Origin of the sequence: Enterococcus sp. DIV1639a (assembly GCF_050530445.1) — a bacterium.
GTDB lineage: Bacteria > Bacillota > Bacilli > Lactobacillales > Enterococcaceae > Enterococcus_B > Enterococcus_B hirae.
This window is the reverse complement of the sequence record NZ_CP172886.1, coordinates 995,550-1,014,856: the sequence shown is the minus strand read 5'-3', so window position 1 is coordinate 1,014,856 and position 19,307 is coordinate 995,550. Positions and strand designations below refer to the sequence as shown.

The following is a 19,307-nucleotide window of genomic DNA, read 5'->3' as shown; positions in this document are numbered from 1 at the left end:
TTTTTTTGTTAAAACAAGCCTTACAATGGTTCAAAAACCATTTAGGTCTCTTTAAAACAATCTTTTTAATTTCTGTGGTTGTCATTATCGTTAGTGAATTGATCAATATTGGCAAAACACTATCGATCGCTCAATTAGCCGAAACATTTGCAACAATCCCACTTTGGAAGACGGGGTTGATGCTCATTGTTGGATTACTATCTGTTGCACCGATGATTGGGTATGACATCATCCTTAACCGCTTGTTGGGACAAAAATTAAAAAAGAGTTATTTATTTGAAACAAGTTGGTTGATCAATACCATCAACAATGTTGCCGGTTTTGGCGGCTTTGTCAGCATCGGATTACGCTCCGAATTATACGGTCATAAAAAAGACAGTAAGCAGTTGATGCAAGCTTTGTCGAAGATCTTTTTATTTCTAATGGCTGGACTGTCTATTTATAGTTTGATTTCTTTTTTTATGGTCTTTTTTGCACCGGTTGCGCCTTTTATTAAGCAGTATTGGATTTGGTTGATCGGTGGTGGGTTATACTTCCCACTTGTTTTTGTAGTCACTACCTTAAAAAAAGAGGGCTACCTCGGAGGACTCTCATTAAAAACACAAGGACAATTGCTGCTTGTCTCGATCTTAGAATGGTCTGGTGTCTTGTTCACCTTTCTAGCAGTTGGGGCACTTATGGATATCAAAGTCGATTTGTGGCAAACGATACCGCTCTTTATCGCAGCTTCAGTTATCGGAATCGTCTCGATGATTCCTGGTGAAATCGGTAGTTTTGATATCATGATGATTATCGGTCTTTCTGCCATAGGTGTGCCAAAGGCAACTGTAGTCGTTTGGATCTTACTGTACCGAATTTTTTATTACATTATTCCTTTTTTGATCGGAATCGTCTTTTTCTTTAAGAATATTGGCTCAACCTTTGATCAACGTTATTCTGGTATTCCTAAGCAGCTGGCAACAGAGATTGCTCATAAAGCCGTCGTCGTCCTTTTATATTTTTCTGGTATCATGATGGTTCTTTCAGCAACGATCCCACAAGCTTTTACCGAGTTTCGTTGGCTGCATAGTATCAATCCGTTAAGGTTGCATTTTATTATTCAATTCCCAAGTATGTTGTTAGGATTTCTCTTTGTCATCATGGGGCGTGGGATTGCTGCAAGAGTCAAAAGAGCCTATTGGCCAACTATTGCACTGATCTTTTTAGCAGCATCTTATGTGACGATTATTGACTTTAGCTTTACTGCAGCTATTTTCCTATTGTTACTGTTGTTGATCGTAATTGCTTCGAAAAATGAATTATTTAGAGAACAAATCATTTATTCATGGGAATGGTTGACGATTGATGGTGTGATTATTGGTGCCTTAGCGTTGCTTTACATCATTATTGGCGTTTATAATCTGCCAACATTTCCTCATCGTAAGCATCATTTTATTTCGTTCTTTTTGTTCCCGTCAGAAAAGATTTGGTTATCTGGATTATTTGCTATTATTGCAGTAAGCTTTATCATCATTCTTTTCGTCCACTTCCTACAAGGAAAGAAACAGCAAGTCGGCGAACCGTTGGATGAAGAAAAAGCGTTAAATATCCTCCATACCTTTGGCGGAAATTCTGACAGTCAATTGATTTTCTTAAAAGACAAGCGCATGTTTATTTACGAAAAAGACCAAGTTGGAACGGTTTTATTACAGTTTGCTTGTTACAATAATAAATGTATCGTGATGGGCGATCCTTCGGGTAAAAAAGAAGATTTTCCTGCTGCTATCGAAGCGTTTATTGAAGAAACTGATCGTTTGTGTTACCTCCCCGTCTTTTATGAAACGAGTGAAGAAATCGTGATGATTTTACATGAATTCGGCTATGACTTCATCAAAATGGGCGAAGAAGCACACGTTGAATTAGCCAATTTCACTACTTCTGGAAAGAAAATGAAAGGATCACGTGCGATCTTGAATCGGATTGACCGAGAAGGTTTTACTTTTGAGATTATTCAGCCACCTTTTTCTGCGACACAGATGACTGAACTCAAACAAATTTCTGATCAATGGTTAGGAAGCCGAAAAGAAAAAGGTTTTTCACTGGGGTTCTTCTCAGAAGATTATCTACAGCGGGCACCGATCGCTGTTTTAAAAGACCCACAACAAGACTTAGTAGCATTTGCTTCGATCATGCCAACCTACACAGATAACAAAATCGGCACGATTGATTTGATGCGTTATGATCCTGAGAAAGCACCAGCTGGAAGTATGGATTATCTTTTCCTTCATTTATTTGAGTATATGAAAGAGGAACAGATTGAGTTTTTCAACTTGGGGATGGCGCCATTATCCAACGTTGGAACCTCAAGAAAAAGTTTTATTCAAGAACGAATTGCTTACTTAGTTTATGAATTTGGTTCACATTTTTACTCTTTCCACGGCTTGCGTGAGTATAAAGATAAATATGCGACTCATTGGACTTCCCGCTATACTTCCTATTCACGTGACAGTTGGATTGCCTATGTCATGATCGCATTATTGATCATTGATAATGCACCAGTTGACCATAAAAAGCGATTAGTAGGTTTAAAGAAATGGTTACAAAAACGCTGAATATGACAACTTATATCTAATGATGGAAGAAAAAAAGACGCATGATTCTAAAAGTCATCTGACTTGTTGAATCGTGCGTCTTTTTTATTTATCTATCCTTTGTTCTTAGGCTTCGATTTCTGTTACGATACCTGAACCTACTGTACGACCACCTTCACGAATGGAGAAAGTCGTCCCGTTTTCAATAGCAACAGGATGAATCAATTCTACATCGATCGTTACGTTGTCGCCAGGCATGACCATTTCCGTTCCTTCTGGCAAAACAATTGTTCCTGTTACGTCAGTTGTGCGGAAATAAAATTGTGGTCGATAATTATTGAAGAATGGTGTATGACGTCCGCCTTCTTCTTTGGTCAAAACATACACTTCTGCTTTGAATTTAGTATGAGGTGTAATTGAACCAGGTTTGGCAATCACTTGGCCACGTTCGATGTCTTCTCTTTGAATCCCACGTAATAACACACCTACGTTATCCCCTGCTTCACCGTAATCAAGCGTTTTGCGGAACATTTCAACTCCTGTTACTACGGCTTTTTGCGTTTCTGGTTTGATCCCTACGATTTCGATTTCATCACCGACTCGAACAGCCCCACGGTCAATCCGACCAGATGCTACTGTTCCACGTCCAGTAATTGAAAATACATCTTCGACGGGTAACAATAATGGTTTGTCCGTATCACGTTCTGGTGTTGGGATGTATTCATCGACTGTGTCCATCAATTCCATGATAGCTGCTTCTGCATCAGGATCACCTTGTAATGCTTTTAATGCTGATCCTTTGATTACAGGTGTATCATCACCTGGAAATCCATATTCGCTTAATAGTTCACGAACTTCCATTTCTACTAGATCAATTAATTCTTCATCATCGACTAAATCTGTTTTGTTTAAGAAAACAATCAAATATTTCACGCCTACTTGGCGAGAAAGTAAAATGTGTTCACGAGTTTGAGGCATTGGGCCATCCGTAGCAGAAACAACCAAGATTGCTCCGTCCATTTGAGCTGCCCCAGTGATCATGTTTTTCACGTAATCCGCATGCCCTGGTGCATCGATATGTGCATAGTGGCGTTTGTCTGTTTCGTATTCCACATGAGCAGTATTGATCGTGATTCCACGTTCACGTTCTTCTGGTGCTGCGTCGATACTAGCATAGTCTTGAGGATTTGCTAAGCCTTTTTTACCTAGTACTGTAGTGATCGCAGCAGTTAAAGTAGTTTTCCCATGGTCGACGTGTCCAATGGTTCCAATATTTACGTGTGGTTTACTTCTATCATAATGTTCTTTTGCCATAATTAACAAACCTCCTAATTAATTTAGAGCTTTAAAGTTTTGCTCTCATCTGTTGTCCATTATAGACTTCTTTGGAAAAATCCAAAAAGAATCTGTCCGCCTTACTTTTTGTAAGTATCGAACAATTTGTATTATACGTCAAACTTGGTCAAAGTCAACCAAGAACACTTATGCTGATTAATGACTAATTTTTCATCAGCCAACCATGCGTAATTGTTGTGACTATCTCCTTGTTTTCACTACAATGGGCTCTTTCGTAACTATCAATATTCGCGATAAAAACAAATCATTTCTTGTGTCGCTACCGATTTAAATTGGCATTTTTCATAAAATCGACGGGTTCGTTGTTCATTTTCTGTCAATAAAACTTTTTGTCTGACTTTTGGATAAGCTTGTACCATTTTTTCGATTAATTGTGTCCCAATCCCCATGTTTTGATAAGCTGGATGAACAAGCAAATCTTGAATGTAAAGAATTGTTTCGCCATCCCCGACACTACGGATCAATCCAATCAATTGTTGTTCGTCCCATACCGTTATCACTTTGAGAGATTGTTGGATTCCCAGAGCTAATTGTTGGATGTCCTTCGTATAGGCTGACCATCCTACAGCTGTATAGAGCGCGAACAATGCATCAAGGTCAATTTTTTTCTCTTCGCTGAATTCCATGTGCTTTCTATCCTTTGCTATATTTTTGTATGATGTAATCCGTCTCAATCTGTCGTTAACTCAATCAGATTTCCTTCAGGATCTTGGATAACTGCTTCATAATAACCGTCGCCCGTAGTTCTTGGTCCACTGATCAGTGGAAAGCCATCTTTTACAAATGTTTCAGCAAATGAATCCACCTCTGTTTTTGTTCCCACTGAAATTGCTAAATGAGCATAACCAAAAGTATCGACTGCACGATCTGATAAAAAAGGCTTTGTAATCAATTCAATCCGACTTCCTGAGGTAAAATTCAGGAAGTAAGATTGAAACCGGGTTTTAGGATTCGTGTATTTCTCTGAACTTTCTGCAGTAAAATAGTTCTCATAAAACGCTCTCATTTTTTCCAAATCATTAACCCAAATAGCAATATGTTCAACTTTCATTTTGTAACACTCCTTTATATTTTCGTTATCTCTTCCTATCCTTTATACCATTTTCTCTTTATTTGATAAAGAATGATGTGATTATTTTGGCTTTTGCGCTTAGTGATCAGTTCACAAAAGAAATGGTGTTATCTGGTAAAAAGAAAGCTGTCATTCTGAAACATCTAAAGATATGCACTACTTATATAGTTTACACCTGCAAAAAAACCAAGGAAAACTTTATACTAACCGAAAAAAGTTAACTTTTTAATCCAACTTTTAACGTTCACTATAGTTTCTCTTGGCTCTTTTCTTGTCTGCTACATTTTATTGTATTCTCTGAATAAGCATTCTTTTAATAATTATAAACGATTTAATACTTCGTCTACATTTTTGATCATGACTGAGATTGTTCCATCTGGGTTATTAACAAATTCGATCAAATCTGGATTTCGGTAGACGTCTACAGGGACGATCAATTCGATTCCATTGGATAACTTGAATTTTTGTTTACCAAATTTTTTCTCAGAAATTTCTTGGACTTCTCTGACTGGCAAAGCTTCAGCAACAAATCCCTGTTCTTGGACTTCTTCTTGAAAAGCTAATTTCGCTGTGATATTTTCTTTGAAGACTTTTTCCGCAATCATTTCATGGTCTAGTCTGCCCTTTTCCTCGATCGTATCATAAACAGCCTCTTTTAAATCAGCCACTAGATCAAATTCTTCAGTTTCAAATTTTTTCCCTAAACTTTTAGCTACTTTTTGGATCACTTTGACATTCTCTTCTAATGAAGGCGCAGGAACACTTTCGATGACTCTCCCCGAAAAATAGAGTTCTTTTTTTCCAGAAAACTCATATTTTTTTTCAATCAATTCATAGGTTAAATCAGTTAACGCCACCGCAAACGCTTCATCTGCCTTTTGGGATTTTGCCCCCAATATCGCTCGATTCAAAATCAATTGATTGGCGATTCCTGTTTCGTCTGCCTCTACAAAATGTGTATAGGATTCTCGGTAATTGACTTTTAACAAAGCCACATACATCACCGTATCTACTTCATACAAAACAACAAAGACATCAGCGCTTGGTGCTTCTTCGCTTTCTTGATAGATCTCGAACCAGCGTTGAACGATCCCTTCACTTGCTGCTACAAAGTTTTCTTGACAGTCCTGGACTTGTTTCGCCATCATACTTTCAGGTGACAGCTGTCCTGTTTTCGTTTGTGCAGAAGAAATTTTTTGGATTTTCTTTTGTAAAAAATCTCGAATAAACTCTTTAGTCAGATCCAATTCTTGTTGAGAAAATACGGGTGATCCCGTTTCACGATCAATAATATGCATAATTGCTTTTTTTAAATAAATATCCATGTTCTCATTCCCTTCTGGTTTAGTTTACGGAAAATCAATACAAAATACCAGAACGAAAATCATTATTTTCCTTTTTTTGAAAAAAATAATTGTCTCCTAAACAAAATGGATTCCTTTTTTGAGAAAATGCGCTACACTTAAAAGTGAACTAAAAATTAAGGAGTTGAGAATATGGATTCATTAACAAATACGTATCGTTTATCAAATGGTTATGAAATTCCGATTGTTGGTTTTGGTACTTGGCAAACACCGGATGGCGATGTCGCAGTTTCTTCAGTCAAAGAAGCGCTGGCTGCAGGTTATCGCCACATTGATACAGCACAAGGTTACAAAAACGAGGAAAGCGTCGGTCAAGCGATCAAAGAAAGTGGGATTCCCAGAGAAGAGATTTTTCTAACAACAAAACTTTGGAATGCCAATCACAGTTATGACTTAGTGATGTCTTCGTTTGAAGAATCACTACAAAAATTACAAACAGATTATATTGATCTTTTCTTGATCCACTGGCCTAATCCTGTGGCTTTCCGTGACAATTGGGAAGAAGCAAACGCCCAAACTTGGCGAGCTTTTGAAGAGCTGTATGAAGCTGGAAAAATCAAAGCCATTGGCGTCAGCAACTTCTTGCCCCATCATCTGGATGCGTTACAAAAAACAGCCAAGATCATGCCAATGGTCAACCAAATTTTCTTAGCTCCTGGTGAATTACAACCAGCAGTCGTTGACTATGCCAAAAAACACGAAATGATCCTGGAAGCTTACAGCCCACTTGGCACAGGAAAAATTTTCGATGTACCAGAGATGCAGGAAATTGCCAAAGCCCATCAAAAGAGTATTGCTCAGGTTGCTTTACGCTGGTCCTTACAACATGGTTTCTTGCCTCTGCCAAAATCCGTAACTCCTAGTCGGATCAAAGAAAATGCTGAACTTTTTGACTTTGAACTGTCAGAAGAAGAATTGCAACAAATCGATCAATTAGATGGCGTAGTTGGTAAAGCAAAAGATCCAGATACTACCCAATTTTAATTTAAGGATGTTTGATAACAATGACTCCGATTGAACGTTTAGAAAGGCTCTCAGAAGAAATCACTCGTACTTTTCATCCTGATTTCATCTTTTTGATCGGACCAGACAAGATCCAACACTTCCCAGCACGTAACTGGTCCCATGATCAAAAAATTCAAGAGCTAACCAACCGTTTCGATCATTCGCTAATGGTTACGACTTGGCAAGGACATGAAGTGATCTATTCACCTGAACTGTCTGTCTTTGCTTTGATTCCTTGTTCCAAAACAACGTAGCTGACTTCAATGATCGTGATAAGCCGATACACACTGAGTTTTTCTTGCCGGTGTCGTATCGGCTTATCTTTTGATATACACCTAAAAAGAGGAAACATTTCTGTTAAAAACAAATATTTTCCTAAAAAAATGCGTATAAATACATACATATCTAAGTTTTTTTCGTATAATCCTTTTCATTTCATCTTTTTTTTCTTATAATCGAAAGGGTATGAGCGAAGGAGAGAACATATGAAGAAAAAACAAAAACAAAAATTACTCAATCAATTCCGTCCTTCTTTAGATGGAATCAGAAGTCAATTATTTCATTCTTTAGAGGATGAAAGTCTACGTCGTTACGGCTTACCTTTACAAGTCATGCTTGATCCGAAAGACCGCCACATCTTAACGATTGGACTTGCAGGAAAAACAAATGAAGATACTCGCATCAATGTACCGATTGATGATAATTTCACAACTGTCTTAAAACGAATCCGTTCAGGAGAAAAAGACATTTTTGAACGCTTCCGTGACAACTTATTGATTGAAATCGTTTCTTATTGGAATGATCAACGTCTTAAAAATGATGAACCAACTGCTCAAGAGGTTTCTACACCTGTTGCTGAAACAAAAGTTGCTGACTCAAAACCTGTGGAATCACCTAAAACAGCTGAAGTATCAAAAGCGGAAACAACTGAAAAACAACGCTCAACTGAAACTGCCGCTTTGAATTTCGCTGATTTTTCAAGCGCAGTAGCGGAATATCCAAAATTTTATGTAGAAAAAGAAGCTGATGCAGCAGTCATCTATGAGAAAACCTCAGATGAACCACGTAAATTAGCTGAAATTTCAATGACAGCAGAAAACCAATTTACAATTGAAAAAGCGTTAGAACGCAAATACAAAGTGAAACTGACATTGATCCCATTGATCGAACAGTTTGCTGCAACAGCTATTTCAGAAAGATAACCAGTTTCACAAATCTATCCACCGCATCAAAAAACGGCTTTTTGTCAAATGATGCCAGTAATGAGAAATCATAAAATGTTAAATGAGCAGAAAGGCAATTGCCCTCTGCTCATTTTTTTATAGTAAAATATTTTTTCTATTACTTTGAATCACCAAAAGCTGTCAATAATCTTCACCAATCTAAAAAAAGATAGGACCAAAAAACCAAGCGGTCTCTCCCCCTTAGTTTATTGGTTATGTTTATCCAGCTTACCCATGTGCATGATAAAAGACATTCAGTTCATAAGCGACACCAGAAATAATTACTGCTAGTAAAAGGACTAAAAGACCTAAAACTACTTTTTGCTTTTTAGAAAAAAGCGTTTTTTTCTTCTCTAATTGCCTTGTTTTCAATATTGAATCTGTGGAGATAAAAGAGAAACAAACAACATAAGACAATAAAACTACTACTGCACTTAACGAAAATCCAGCTAAAATATCACTTGGATAATGGACTCTTAGATATAATCGAGTTGCTGCAATCAGCAATGGATAGCTGATAAGATACCAAGCAACTCTTCTGGTATCCTGACGACTCCAAATAATACTTAACGATAAGATAATTGTTAGGAAAAGCGCAAAGGATAATAAAGAATGTCCACTAGGAAACGAGTAACTCGTACGTATTTCCAATTGTGAAACGGCAGGTCTGATTCGTGCAATGAGCTTTTTTAGAATATACCCAAAAAAACTAACCGCAAAGATATTACAGATATTCCAAATCGCTAACAAATGGTAATTCTTTTTCCAAATATAAAAAGCAAAAAGAAAGGCGAAACATAAGGTCGGACCAATCGTTGCTAACTTAGCAAACAAACGAACAATCGCTGTTAGTTGTGGAAAATTAGGTAAATCGATCTTTGTATAAACCGCTAAATCTAGTGTTTCGAACCATGGAGGATTGATTTTTACGCATAAAATCAATCCAATCAAAAGACATAATGGAACGATTGATAATTTCAGTGCTTTTTGTTGATAATCACTCATAAAACTTTCACTTACTTTCTAACTTCATCTGACTAAACAAATGACTTATTCTACTTTTTTAAAACCTAAAATCATACCTAATCCGCCTCCCATGATCAACAAAGAGGTTCCTCCTTGACTTAGAAAAGGCAAAGGAATTCCTGTTAAAGGCAGTAAACCAATCGAAGCGCCGATATTTTCTACGATTTGAAATAATAGTCCAAATACGAGTACTACCGCTAGATATAGATTTCCTTTATTGTTTGTCTGTATCGCAGTGTAAATAACTTGGTAGAAAAGATAGAAATATAGAAAAACGACGGTCACGCTACCTAAAAAACCAAACGTTTCGGCAATTACAGTAAATACCATATCTGATTCACGTACTGGTACATAGATTGGTGGTATTTCAGCTGGTCGTCCACTAAATCCACCTGCACTAACAGACAATAAGCTTTGTGATTGTTGGTATCCGATCGATTGACTATAAGCAAAAGGATCGATCCAAGCTCTCACCCGGTCTAATTGATACGTCTTAAAGTTCAGACTATAAAGGATCTCATTACCGTATTTCGTAAAAACTAGACAAATCAATATGACCCCAATAATAAATAAAAAACTAGCACATACGGCCAAGATCTTCCAATGGACCCCTGCAATCATGAACAGAGCCCCCAAACAAATAATAAATACCAAACTTGTCCCAAAATCTTTTTGCATATACATCAACAAGAAAGTTGGTAAACTGATCAACAGAACTTGAAAGACATAGATCAGATCCGTTTTCACGGTACGTTCACTGACTTTCTTTTCATAAAGCAAGGTGAAATAAACGAGAACTAATGCAAAAGTCAATTTAACCAATTCAGAAGGTTGAAAAGTAAAACTACCAATCCTCAGCCAACGTTTCGTATCGGTTAATTGGTACATCACTGGATCATAAAATTTGTAGAGCAAACTCATAATTGCTAATGAAATGGCATAAAAATAAGGAGACAATCGTAACAATAACGCTGTCTTGATTTTTTGTGTCAGTAACAAAAGTCCTAATGAAGCAATGCAAAAGATCACTTGTTTTAAAACAATAGTTTTATAAGGCACTTGGTCGTAGACTGCTGCTCCATATTGCACACCGATACTTAATAAATAAAAAAGAAAAATCGGCAAAAATAACGCATAATTAAACTCAAATGATTTTGATTTCACACACAACACCTCTTAAACGAAAGTTTTCGTAACCAGAATTTCTCTAATCTTCTTATCAAAACATCCGTTATCAACTAGTATCCATTTTGCCATCCTTTCTATTAGGCAAAAGGAGTCACTTTCACATGAGGAAAAATAAAAGTAGCGTGATCAAAATGTGCTGTGATTTATTTTCAAGTAAGTGGTGTAAATATCCAACTCCAAAAAATAAGCCGAAAATTCACAAAAATCAGCAAAGATTTTTAGAAGTTTCGGCTTATTTGTTAAAGTTGGGTACATCAACAACTATCTCATCGTGTGAGTTTTGACACTAAACAACGTAAAGATTTCTCTTAGCTATCTTATGAAGAGCCTTAATTCGACAATTCCTGTTTTACACATTGGCGTCTTTCGACGTTTCTGCGCAATAGCCTATGTTTGTTTAGGAGCCTCGCCTAACAAGTATTAAATTTGAAAAAAGTATATCCTTTAACGAACAATTTCACAATAGCATCCCGTAGAAAGTTCACAAAAATTTAGTCATATTTAACCTTTTCCTTAATTTTACCGACAATTAGCAAAAAAAGAGAGCTTTTGACTAGGAATAATATGAATAAACATATAAATAAACAATAGTAGCTTTTTATCCATTCTGCTGTTATCCCAATCAGTCTCTCTTTTTTATAAATACTTATTTTTTACGTAATTGCATCAAAAATTTTCTAGCTACGTCCTGATTCATTCCTTCGGCTTTTCTTAGAAATTCAGCGACTTGTTCAATTTCAGTTCCTTGTGCCCCGACTGTGATCGCTAAGGCTCTAGCTTGAAGCGACATATGCCCCTTTTGGATACCGTCTGTCACTAATGCCCGCAAAGCAGCTAAATTTTGTGCTAAACCGACGGCAGCAATGATTTGAGCTAATTCTTTTGCTGATTCAATCTTCAACATGTCTAGTGCAATCTTTGCTTTTGGAAGAATCCTAGAAGCCCCTCCAACTGTTGCCACTGCCAAAGGTACCGTTAATTGTCCAACTAACTTATCTCCAATCATTTGCCAGTCTGACAGGCCTTGGTAAGCACCATCTTTCGCAGCATACGCATGAACGGCAGCTGCACAAGCTCTCGTATCGTTTCCAGTAGCAAGAATGACAGCTTCGATGCCATTCATGATCCCTTTATTATGTGTCGCTGCCCGATAAACATCTAATTTAGCATACTCGGAAGCTTGTTGGATTTTTTCAGCAATTCTCTTTCCTGCTTCAATCGTTTTTCCCAATCGCTCGAAGGGAATCTCACAACTAGCTGTTACTAATGATTCTGTTGCGAAATTACTTAAAATACTAAATAAAATCTCTTCTTTAGGAAACCAGGAACGTATTTTCTGGGCAACACCTTCTAAGATAGCGTTGATGATATTTGCTCCCATCGCATCTTTTACATCAACCAAGAAATCGATCGATAAGTAATCCAAATTATTGCCCTTAAAGTTTCTTGTTGCGATTTCCTGCACTCCACCACCACGTCTCACGATCGAGGGATAACTTGCATTCGCACATGCTAGTAGTTCATCTTGTCTGGCGATGACAGCATCAGTTATACCTCGATTATCCAATTCCCCTGATAGTACAATCTGACCACGCATCAGGCGTTGTGGTGTAATTGCTATAATGTCTCCACATATTTTTGCACCGTTACTGGCTGCAGCAATTACAGACGGTTCTTCTGTCGCCATCGGTACTTGCCTTTTGATTCCATTGATTTGAAAATTAGGTGCAATCCCTAGAGGAATCTCAACTTGACTGATTTGATTTTCAATCAAATGATTGGCTACTTCTTCAGAGAGTGTTCCTACTTTTAATTCATCAGCTTGTGATTGACTGATGATTCCTTCACTAACCAACTGACTCCGACGTTGTTCAGGCGTCAGTTGATAAAACTTTTTTTTTTGGTCACTTGATTGTTCCGTTTCTAGATTTGCTTCAAGTAACATGGCTAGTCCTAAGCCTCCACCAATACATAAAGAAGCCACACCATATTGTTGGTTCATTCGTTTCAAGCCATAACTTAATGTTGTCAAAATACGAGCACCACTTGCACCAATCGGATGACCGAGTGCGATGGCACCACCATCTACATTGACTTTTTCTTCAGCTAGTTTTAAGTTGCGATTGACCACGATCGATGAAGCCGCAAATGCTTCGTTGATCTCAAAACGATCGATTTGATCAATAGAAATTTCTGCTTTTTTCAATAATGTTTGGATTGCTGAGATAGGTGCAATTCCCATGATGCTCGGATCAATCCCAATTTCAGAAACAGCCTTGATTGTTGCAAGATAAGGAAGCCCATGTTTGATCGCATATTCTTTTGAAGCTAAAATCAATACCGATGCTCCATCATTTAACGGAGAAGCATTTCCTGCTGTCACAGTCCCATTTTCGGAAAAAACAGTTTTCAAAGTCCCTAATTTTTCCAGTGTACTATTCCCTCGGATGGCTTCGTCTTTATCCATGATTCTTTGATCAGGTAAAGTAACGGGAATAATTTCTGCTTCAAATACCCCGTTTTCACTAGCGTGAGCTGCTTTTTTTTGTGAGTTGAGCGCATATTGATCTTGTTCTGTTCTCGTAACGGAAAATTCATTCGCTACTTTTTCAGCAGTTAAGCCCATATGTGCATTTGAGAACGCATCTGTCAGCCCATCATTGACCATACTTGAGATCGGCTCTTCATAAGTTGCATTTTCTGCTTCATATTGCTGAAGCAGTGGCGCACGTGACATGCTTTCAGTGCCTCCTGCGACTACTAGATCAGCTTCACCTAACTGAATCAATTGGCGAGCCAAAATAACCGCCTTCATTCCTGAGCCACATACTTCGTTGACTGTCATGGCAGGAACCTGAACAGGGATCCCACTATTGACAGAAATTTGTCTGGCAACATTCTGACCATTCCCCGCTTGTAATACATTTCCAAATATTACTTGATCGATGTTTTCTTTATGGATACCTGTTTTTTCTAACAGTTCTTTTGTAATGATTGTTCCTAATTCTACAGCAGAAAAACTGCTTAAACTGCCACGATACTTTCCAATTGGCGTTCTCGCAGCATCTATAATAACGACTTCCTTCAAGTCAGTCACCTCCTAGAAAAATATACCATTGTTTATGCTAAAAACAAATACCTCACTACAGCTTCAAAAAAATCTAGGAATAAATTTTACAAATCCTTAAATATTCGCTTTTTTATATTTCTTTTAATCTTTTTATGATACTTTAGTAAAGTAAGTTTTTTTATCATGAGTAAAGAGGTGTTGAAATGAAAGTAGGGATTGATCGTCTTTCCTTTTTTATTCCAAATTTATATTTAGATATGACAGAGTTAGCTGAACGTCGGGGAGATGATCCTGCTAAATACCATATCGGTATTGGCCAAGATCAAATGGCCATCAACCGAGTGTCAGAAGATATCGTGACTTTAGGAGCAAATGCAGCTACTAGGATCGTCACAAATGAAGATCGCGAGCTGATCGATATGGTTATCGTAGGAACGGAATCTGGCATCGATCATTCAAAGGCGAGTGCTGTAATTATCCATCATTTATTGAAAGTCCAACCTTTTGCTCGTTCGTTTGAAGTAAAAGAAGCTTGTTATGGTGGAACTGCTGCTCTCCACATGGCAAAAGAATATGTAAAAAATCATCCAGATCGAAAAGTTTTAGTGATCGCTAGTGACATCGCCCGTTATGGTCTAGCTAGTGGTGGAGAAGTGACACAAGGTGTGGGTGCTGTCGCTATGATGGTTACCAAAGATCCACGAATCATCACTATCGAAGACGATAGTACTTTCTTAACCGAAGATATTTATGATTTTTGGCGTCCTGATTATGCGCACTACCCAGTGGTTGATGGTCCTTTATCCAACTCCACTTATATCGAATCTTTTCAAAAAGTTTGGAATCGACATAAAGAGGTAACAGGATTTACTTTAGAAGACTATGATGCGCTAAGTTTTCACATTCCTTACACAAAAATGGGGAAAAAAGCCTTACAAAGTGTCTTGGATCAGACAGATGAAGAAACACAAAATCGCTTATTAACTCGCTATGAAGAAAGTATTCGTTATAGTCGGCGAATTGGTAACCTTTATACTGGTTCTCTTTATCTAGGATTGATTTCTCTTTTAGAAAACTCACAAGTGTTAAAATCAGGTGATCGAATTGGCTTATTCAGCTATGGTTCGGGTGCTGTCAGTGAATTTTTCACAGGTTACTTACAAGACGGCTATCAAGATTTCCTATTGACTGAACTACATCAAGAAATGTTAGAAGGTAGAGAAGCTGTCACAGTCGATCAATATGAAACAATCTTCAAGGAAAAATTACCTGAACATGGGGAAACAGCCGAATATTCTTCCGATGTACCATTTTCAATCTATAAAGTTGAAAATGACATTCGTTACTACAAGTAACCATATGAGACAACTGCCTGATTGATTTAATAGGTAATCAAAAATGTTTGCAAAAAAGCAACTTTTAACATATAGCTACAAAAAGCAGTAAAACAAAAAATAGCGGCTTGCAATTACTTTTGTCAACATTGTTGTGACAATAAATAACTGTAAGTCGCTATTTGATTTTCTATCCTATTTCATAAACTATATGATGCTTCTTAATATTTAGAACCATTTTTTGAATAGTATATAATATAAAGTTCGATATTCTGATTTTTCTTTTAATGTTGTTTGATCCATCATCACCCATAACAATTTCTTTTCTGGTGATCGGTCACTTGGAACCGGATTGACTAACTCTTTATCCCAAAGTTGAGTGGCTAATGACGTAATTCTTTTTTTGAGATCCTCTTTGGCATCATTTTTCAAAGCTAGGTTTTCTAATCCAAATTGGGTTACTACCCAACGATTGGTCGATTGCGTAGTATCAACGATCCCTTCAGAAGAAATGAAGCGGTTTTTAGGTTCTGCATGATAAATTTCAACGATATCACCTATTTTCAATGATACATTTTCTTCACCAGTAACAGACTCTATGCCTTCGATCGTTTTTTCGTATTTCAGTTCTCCTGTACTACTTTTGACCATTACTTTTACATAAGTTTCATTCTCATAACGATAATGAGGTCTCGAGTGCGTAACTGAAACAATTGCTTCTTGAGTATCACTGTTCTTGTTTGTTCTAAATGTAAATGAGCCAAACTTCCTGTCATTCACTCCATGAAAATCAATGACTTGGCTATCTTTTACTTCGTCCAACGTAATAACCGCATGATTTGTTGCTTCTTTCACGTAAACATAACTATTCTGTGGGATGAAATACATCATTTGATTTCCAGAGAATTCTGCACAATAGATGCCATTAGGAATGTTTTTAAAAGTGACTACTCCTCCAGTGATTTCTTGAGTAGCTATTTCTTTCGCTCCATCTTTTAAAGTTATTTTGGTACCTTTTAATAGGTTTAAATCTTTCAAACTTAATTCAATCGTAAGATCACCTTTTAGATTTAGCGCAGCAATCTCCTTGTTTTGTACCATCTCAAAATTAGAATTGATCAAATAAGATGGGTCGACTAATTCACGCGCACGTGCCAACTCACTTTCTGGTACGACATCAGCTAAAGAAGCGACTGCCGGATAACCATGCTCACGATTTTTTTGAACTTGTACTTGATCAAGCGTCAATCCCCATTTCTCTAAAACACCTGAAAAATCTAGTTGCCTATTTTCACTATAGATACGATTCATTAAATCAGGTAATGGGTAATCGTTGCGATTAAAATCTGGTTGATTAGCTATTTTACGATATTCCTGATACATCTTTGTAAACGAATCATCATTTGCTTTTTGTTTTAACATTGTTAATAAAATTAATTTTTCGCGCAGATCAGCATCAGCATAAGTTCCATTCTGATTGATTAGCTTTTCGTATAGTGCGTTTTCTACCTCTTCTTTTTTACCATAATTAAATAGCCAACCTTTTTCATCTGCTTCTTTTCCATAGATAAGATATTGATACTGCACACCAAATAAGTTATTCGAGACTTCTCCTGTATACATCCCTATGTTATCGAAGCCAGCTTGATAGCCATGTGCAATTTCATGCAACACTTTCCAACTGTCTTCAGTTAACCAGCACTCGACTGTGCTATAGCTATTTGCTGCCCATTCTGAAGAATAATAAGCACCGACACCTCCGTTTTTATCTGCTTTCAAGAAAAAGCGATTCACTCCATTTTGATTTTCTTTAGATGAGTTATCAAAACCAGCCATTTGATTATAATAACCAAACAATTCGATGTAGTGTTCGATCAATTCATCTAAGGAACGGTAATCTTTCAAGTTTCTTACTTTTTCTTTATCATTTTTAGGAACAAGTAATTGAAAATCTGGTCCTTTAATCAAAGCATATTCAGCATCGAACTTGTCCCACATTGAAAGAAACATAGTATCATCTCCATGATAACTATAAACTGGTAATGGTTTAATACGTTCAGAAGTGACGATTTCATATTCAATCTGAGCAGCTTCTTCTCCATATGGCGTATCAATAAACGGAACTAAAGGATTATCTGCACTTATACTTACCCATTCTGAATCAACTAAGATACTTTTTTCGATACTTGAGGCATTACCTAACAATCTCAATCTTAATTTATTTTTGAATTGTTTATTTGTTTGTCTAATCCTCAATTCAACATTTTCTGGCAAGATAAATCCTAAATCCTGGCGATCATGATTTTTCCCTTTATTCATCCCTGCATTGAAGATCCAAGTTGGTTCAGGAATACTAAAAATCTCTTTTTTAATTACCTCTTGCGCCTGAACATTCGTAGAAAACAAACAACCAAAAAATAACACTGATAACCCTATCAAAAAAAATCTTTTTCAAACAAAAAACCTCCTGTTATGTAATTTTATACAAATTGCCATTTAATCAAACAAAGCAATCGTATACATTTAAGTATAAATAAAATAGTCAACAACCACAATAAAAATTATACTTTCACTTCAATTAAACTATTTTTTTAAAGAAATAATTAAGATGCAAGCTATAATTTTCCAAAACAAACATTTCAATGATTTGTTATTTTATAAAATAATAAAAATGATTTAAAACAGTTAAGAAAACATAAGACCAATATATCTGACAACTCATTTTTCTCCGTTTATTATTTTAGAAAGATAACCAACAGTCAAAAAATAGTTTTAGGCCGATTTCTTAGAGTGAATTGTTAAGACACAAGCAAATATAAGTGTTTTTTCTTTTACGTTAATTTTCGATTACTCCATTAGCCACAACAAAAAAAAGACTGAGCCAATCTGATATGCTCCCCCTATATAGGACACTGAAATATAAAAGTCCTGTATAGGGGGAGCATATCACAACTTGCCTCAGTCTCTTCTCATCATATCTCTAAAGACGGATAAACGGTGTTCAAAAAGTCGTTCCTCGTCAATCCGTCCTAAGAGATAAATCGTTTTTCTCTATATTCTTAGAGTAAACAAAACTAGTCATGCCCATTTTGGGTCACTCCTTCTTGATTAGTAGTAGCCGATAGGTCAACATCGTTGTACTAACAATTTTTTCTTTTGGGTCAAAATATTTTTGAATATACTCTTTAAAAATTGTTTCTTCTAGGTATTCTTGATAATAAGCTCTCATAAAATCTTCCGTAATTTCTTCTTTAAACGTATACGTAAATTCTTTTCTTTTATAGGACCATTCTTCATCTTTTAAATAAGTTTCCAATTGATCCATTATTACTGGTGAAGTCACAGCATCTTCTTCGAAAATTCCTAATTTTTTTTCCAACGATGTAAACAGATCTTCTTTAGAAGAGACAACTCTTAGGATGACACAATATTTTTTCATCTTTGTTAACATTCTACTTAACTTTACGGAATCGTCTAAAGCCGGATTAGAAGCAGAGAAAATAAAATCATACGTTTTTCCATTTTCCAGAAATTCAGAAAAAGTCTGTTTCGTTAGATGAATGTTTTCCCTCCCCAATCTAGCTGCTTCTTCAGTAGCAAACTTCAACATTTCATCCGAAAAATCTATCAATTCATATGTAGTTGCTTCTTTTGACATCGCTAGATAGCGTCCAGCGCCACCTGCTACATCCACTATTTTCTCAGTTGGTAATGCAGCTTCTTTTTTTAGATACTCAATGACATCTCGGACAATTGTTTTGTCTGATTCTTTTTGATTCATGTAGTAATCGCTTGCAAAGGCGTCCCATTCTTCTTCGTTCATTTTCATTCCTCTATTTCTCTATTTTTATATCGCATTTTCACTTTTCGGAATAAATAGTACACTGACTAATTCATAACCAAAACCAACCTGCTCTTAGGCTTATCGAAATAATTATTTTTAAAATTTCTATCCTTTCATTATACATGATTCACATGTGTTTTCCTTTCTTTCTATCTCATCAGAGCCAAATTTTTAAATTGCTGATATAGTTCTTCACTATGTATATTAGACAGCTATCATCAAGTAAAGAATAAAGCTGTCATTGAACAAAAAACT

Annotated in this window: 14 protein-coding genes and 1 riboswitch; of the genes, 5 read left to right on the top strand and 9 right to left on the bottom strand. The window is 36.4% G+C overall.

The features are described from left to right. Positions 1-5: 5 nt before the first annotated feature. Entirely contained in the window at positions 6-2,591 is a 2,586-nt protein-coding gene (mprF, locus tag IGJ32_RS04615; protein ID WP_010737339.1) for a bifunctional lysylphosphatidylglycerol flippase/synthetase MprF, read from the top strand. A 105-nt stretch (positions 2,592-2,696) separates the two neighbouring features. Here the strand turns inward: mprF and tuf are convergent, their stop codons facing one another. From tuf to IGJ32_RS04595, 4 genes are all read right to left on the bottom strand, one after another. Continuing rightward, positions 2,697-3,884, bottom strand: a complete 1,188-nt coding sequence (gene tuf, locus IGJ32_RS04610) for an elongation factor Tu (RefSeq protein ID WP_010719593.1) — start codon at positions 3,882-3,884, stop codon at positions 2,697-2,699. Positions 3,885-4,147: 263 nt separating this feature from the next. Continuing rightward, a complete protein-coding gene (locus tag IGJ32_RS04605; protein ID WP_342081932.1) occupies positions 4,148-4,552 on the bottom strand; it encodes a GNAT family N-acetyltransferase in 405 nt (134 codons plus the stop codon). A gap of 44 nt (positions 4,553-4,596) precedes the next feature. After that, positions 4,597-4,977, bottom strand: a complete 381-nt coding sequence (locus tag IGJ32_RS04600) for a VOC family protein (protein WP_207414565.1) — start codon at positions 4,975-4,977, stop codon at positions 4,597-4,599. Between the two features lie 341 nt (positions 4,978-5,318). Further along, positions 5,319-6,323 (bottom strand): nucleoid-associated protein, encoded by a 1,005-nt coding sequence (locus IGJ32_RS04595; RefSeq protein WP_010719596.1) that lies wholly within the window; start codon positions 6,321-6,323, stop codon positions 5,319-5,321. A gap of 171 nt (positions 6,324-6,494) precedes the next feature. Here IGJ32_RS04595 and IGJ32_RS04590 point away from each other — a divergent pair, with 171 nt between their 5' ends. From IGJ32_RS04590 to IGJ32_RS04580, 3 genes are all read left to right on the top strand, one after another. Further along, complete coding sequence (locus IGJ32_RS04590; protein ID WP_342081930.1) at positions 6,495-7,346, top strand: aldo/keto reductase; 852 nt, start codon at positions 6,495-6,497, stop codon at positions 7,344-7,346. 20 nt (positions 7,347-7,366) lie between these two features. Then, positions 7,367-7,621, top strand: coding sequence for a hypothetical protein (locus IGJ32_RS04585; protein ID WP_010719598.1), 255 nt, complete (start codon positions 7,367-7,369; stop codon positions 7,619-7,621). A 231-nt stretch (positions 7,622-7,852) separates the two neighbouring features. After that, complete coding sequence (locus tag IGJ32_RS04580; protein ID WP_034867500.1) at positions 7,853-8,569, top strand: hypothetical protein; 717 nt, start codon at positions 7,853-7,855, stop codon at positions 8,567-8,569. Between the two features lie 249 nt (positions 8,570-8,818). Here IGJ32_RS04580 and IGJ32_RS04575 read toward each other — a convergent pair whose 3' ends face one another. The 3 genes from IGJ32_RS04575 to IGJ32_RS04565 form a co-directional block, all read right to left on the bottom strand. Further along, complete coding sequence (locus IGJ32_RS04575; RefSeq protein WP_034700241.1) at positions 8,819-9,595, bottom strand: phosphatase PAP2 family protein; 777 nt, start codon at positions 9,593-9,595, stop codon at positions 8,819-8,821. 45 nt (positions 9,596-9,640) lie between these two features. Next, positions 9,641-10,780, bottom strand: a complete 1,140-nt coding sequence (locus tag IGJ32_RS04570; protein WP_010719601.1) for an FtsW/RodA/SpoVE family cell cycle protein — start codon at positions 10,778-10,780, stop codon at positions 9,641-9,643. A gap of 281 nt (positions 10,781-11,061) precedes the next feature. Continuing rightward, a riboswitch (M-box (ykoK) riboswitch) is annotated at positions 11,062-11,229 on the bottom strand. Between the two features lie 221 nt (positions 11,230-11,450). Beyond that, on the bottom strand, positions 11,451-13,892 hold the full coding sequence (locus IGJ32_RS04565; protein WP_342081929.1) for a hydroxymethylglutaryl-CoA reductase, degradative: 2,442 nt from the start codon (positions 13,890-13,892) through the stop codon (positions 11,451-11,453). 185 nt (positions 13,893-14,077) lie between these two features. Between IGJ32_RS04565 and IGJ32_RS04560 the strand changes: the two genes are divergently transcribed. Then, positions 14,078-15,229 (top strand): hydroxymethylglutaryl-CoA synthase, encoded by a 1,152-nt coding sequence (locus tag IGJ32_RS04560; protein WP_373169141.1) that lies wholly within the window; start codon positions 14,078-14,080, stop codon positions 15,227-15,229. A 207-nt stretch (positions 15,230-15,436) separates the two neighbouring features. On the opposite strand, the gene IGJ32_RS04555 is transcribed toward IGJ32_RS04560, so the two are convergent. Then, positions 15,437-17,632 (bottom strand): putative mucin/carbohydrate-binding domain-containing protein, encoded by a 2,196-nt coding sequence (locus IGJ32_RS04555; protein ID WP_342081928.1) that lies wholly within the window; start codon positions 17,630-17,632, stop codon positions 15,437-15,439. A 670-nt stretch (positions 17,633-18,302) separates the two neighbouring features. Next, the gene (locus IGJ32_RS04550) at positions 18,303-19,031 is read right to left on the bottom strand and encodes a class I SAM-dependent methyltransferase (RefSeq protein WP_034867499.1); all 729 of its coding nucleotides are present in this window, start codon (positions 19,029-19,031) and stop codon (positions 18,303-18,305) included. Between the last annotated feature and the right edge of the window lie 276 nt (positions 19,032-19,307).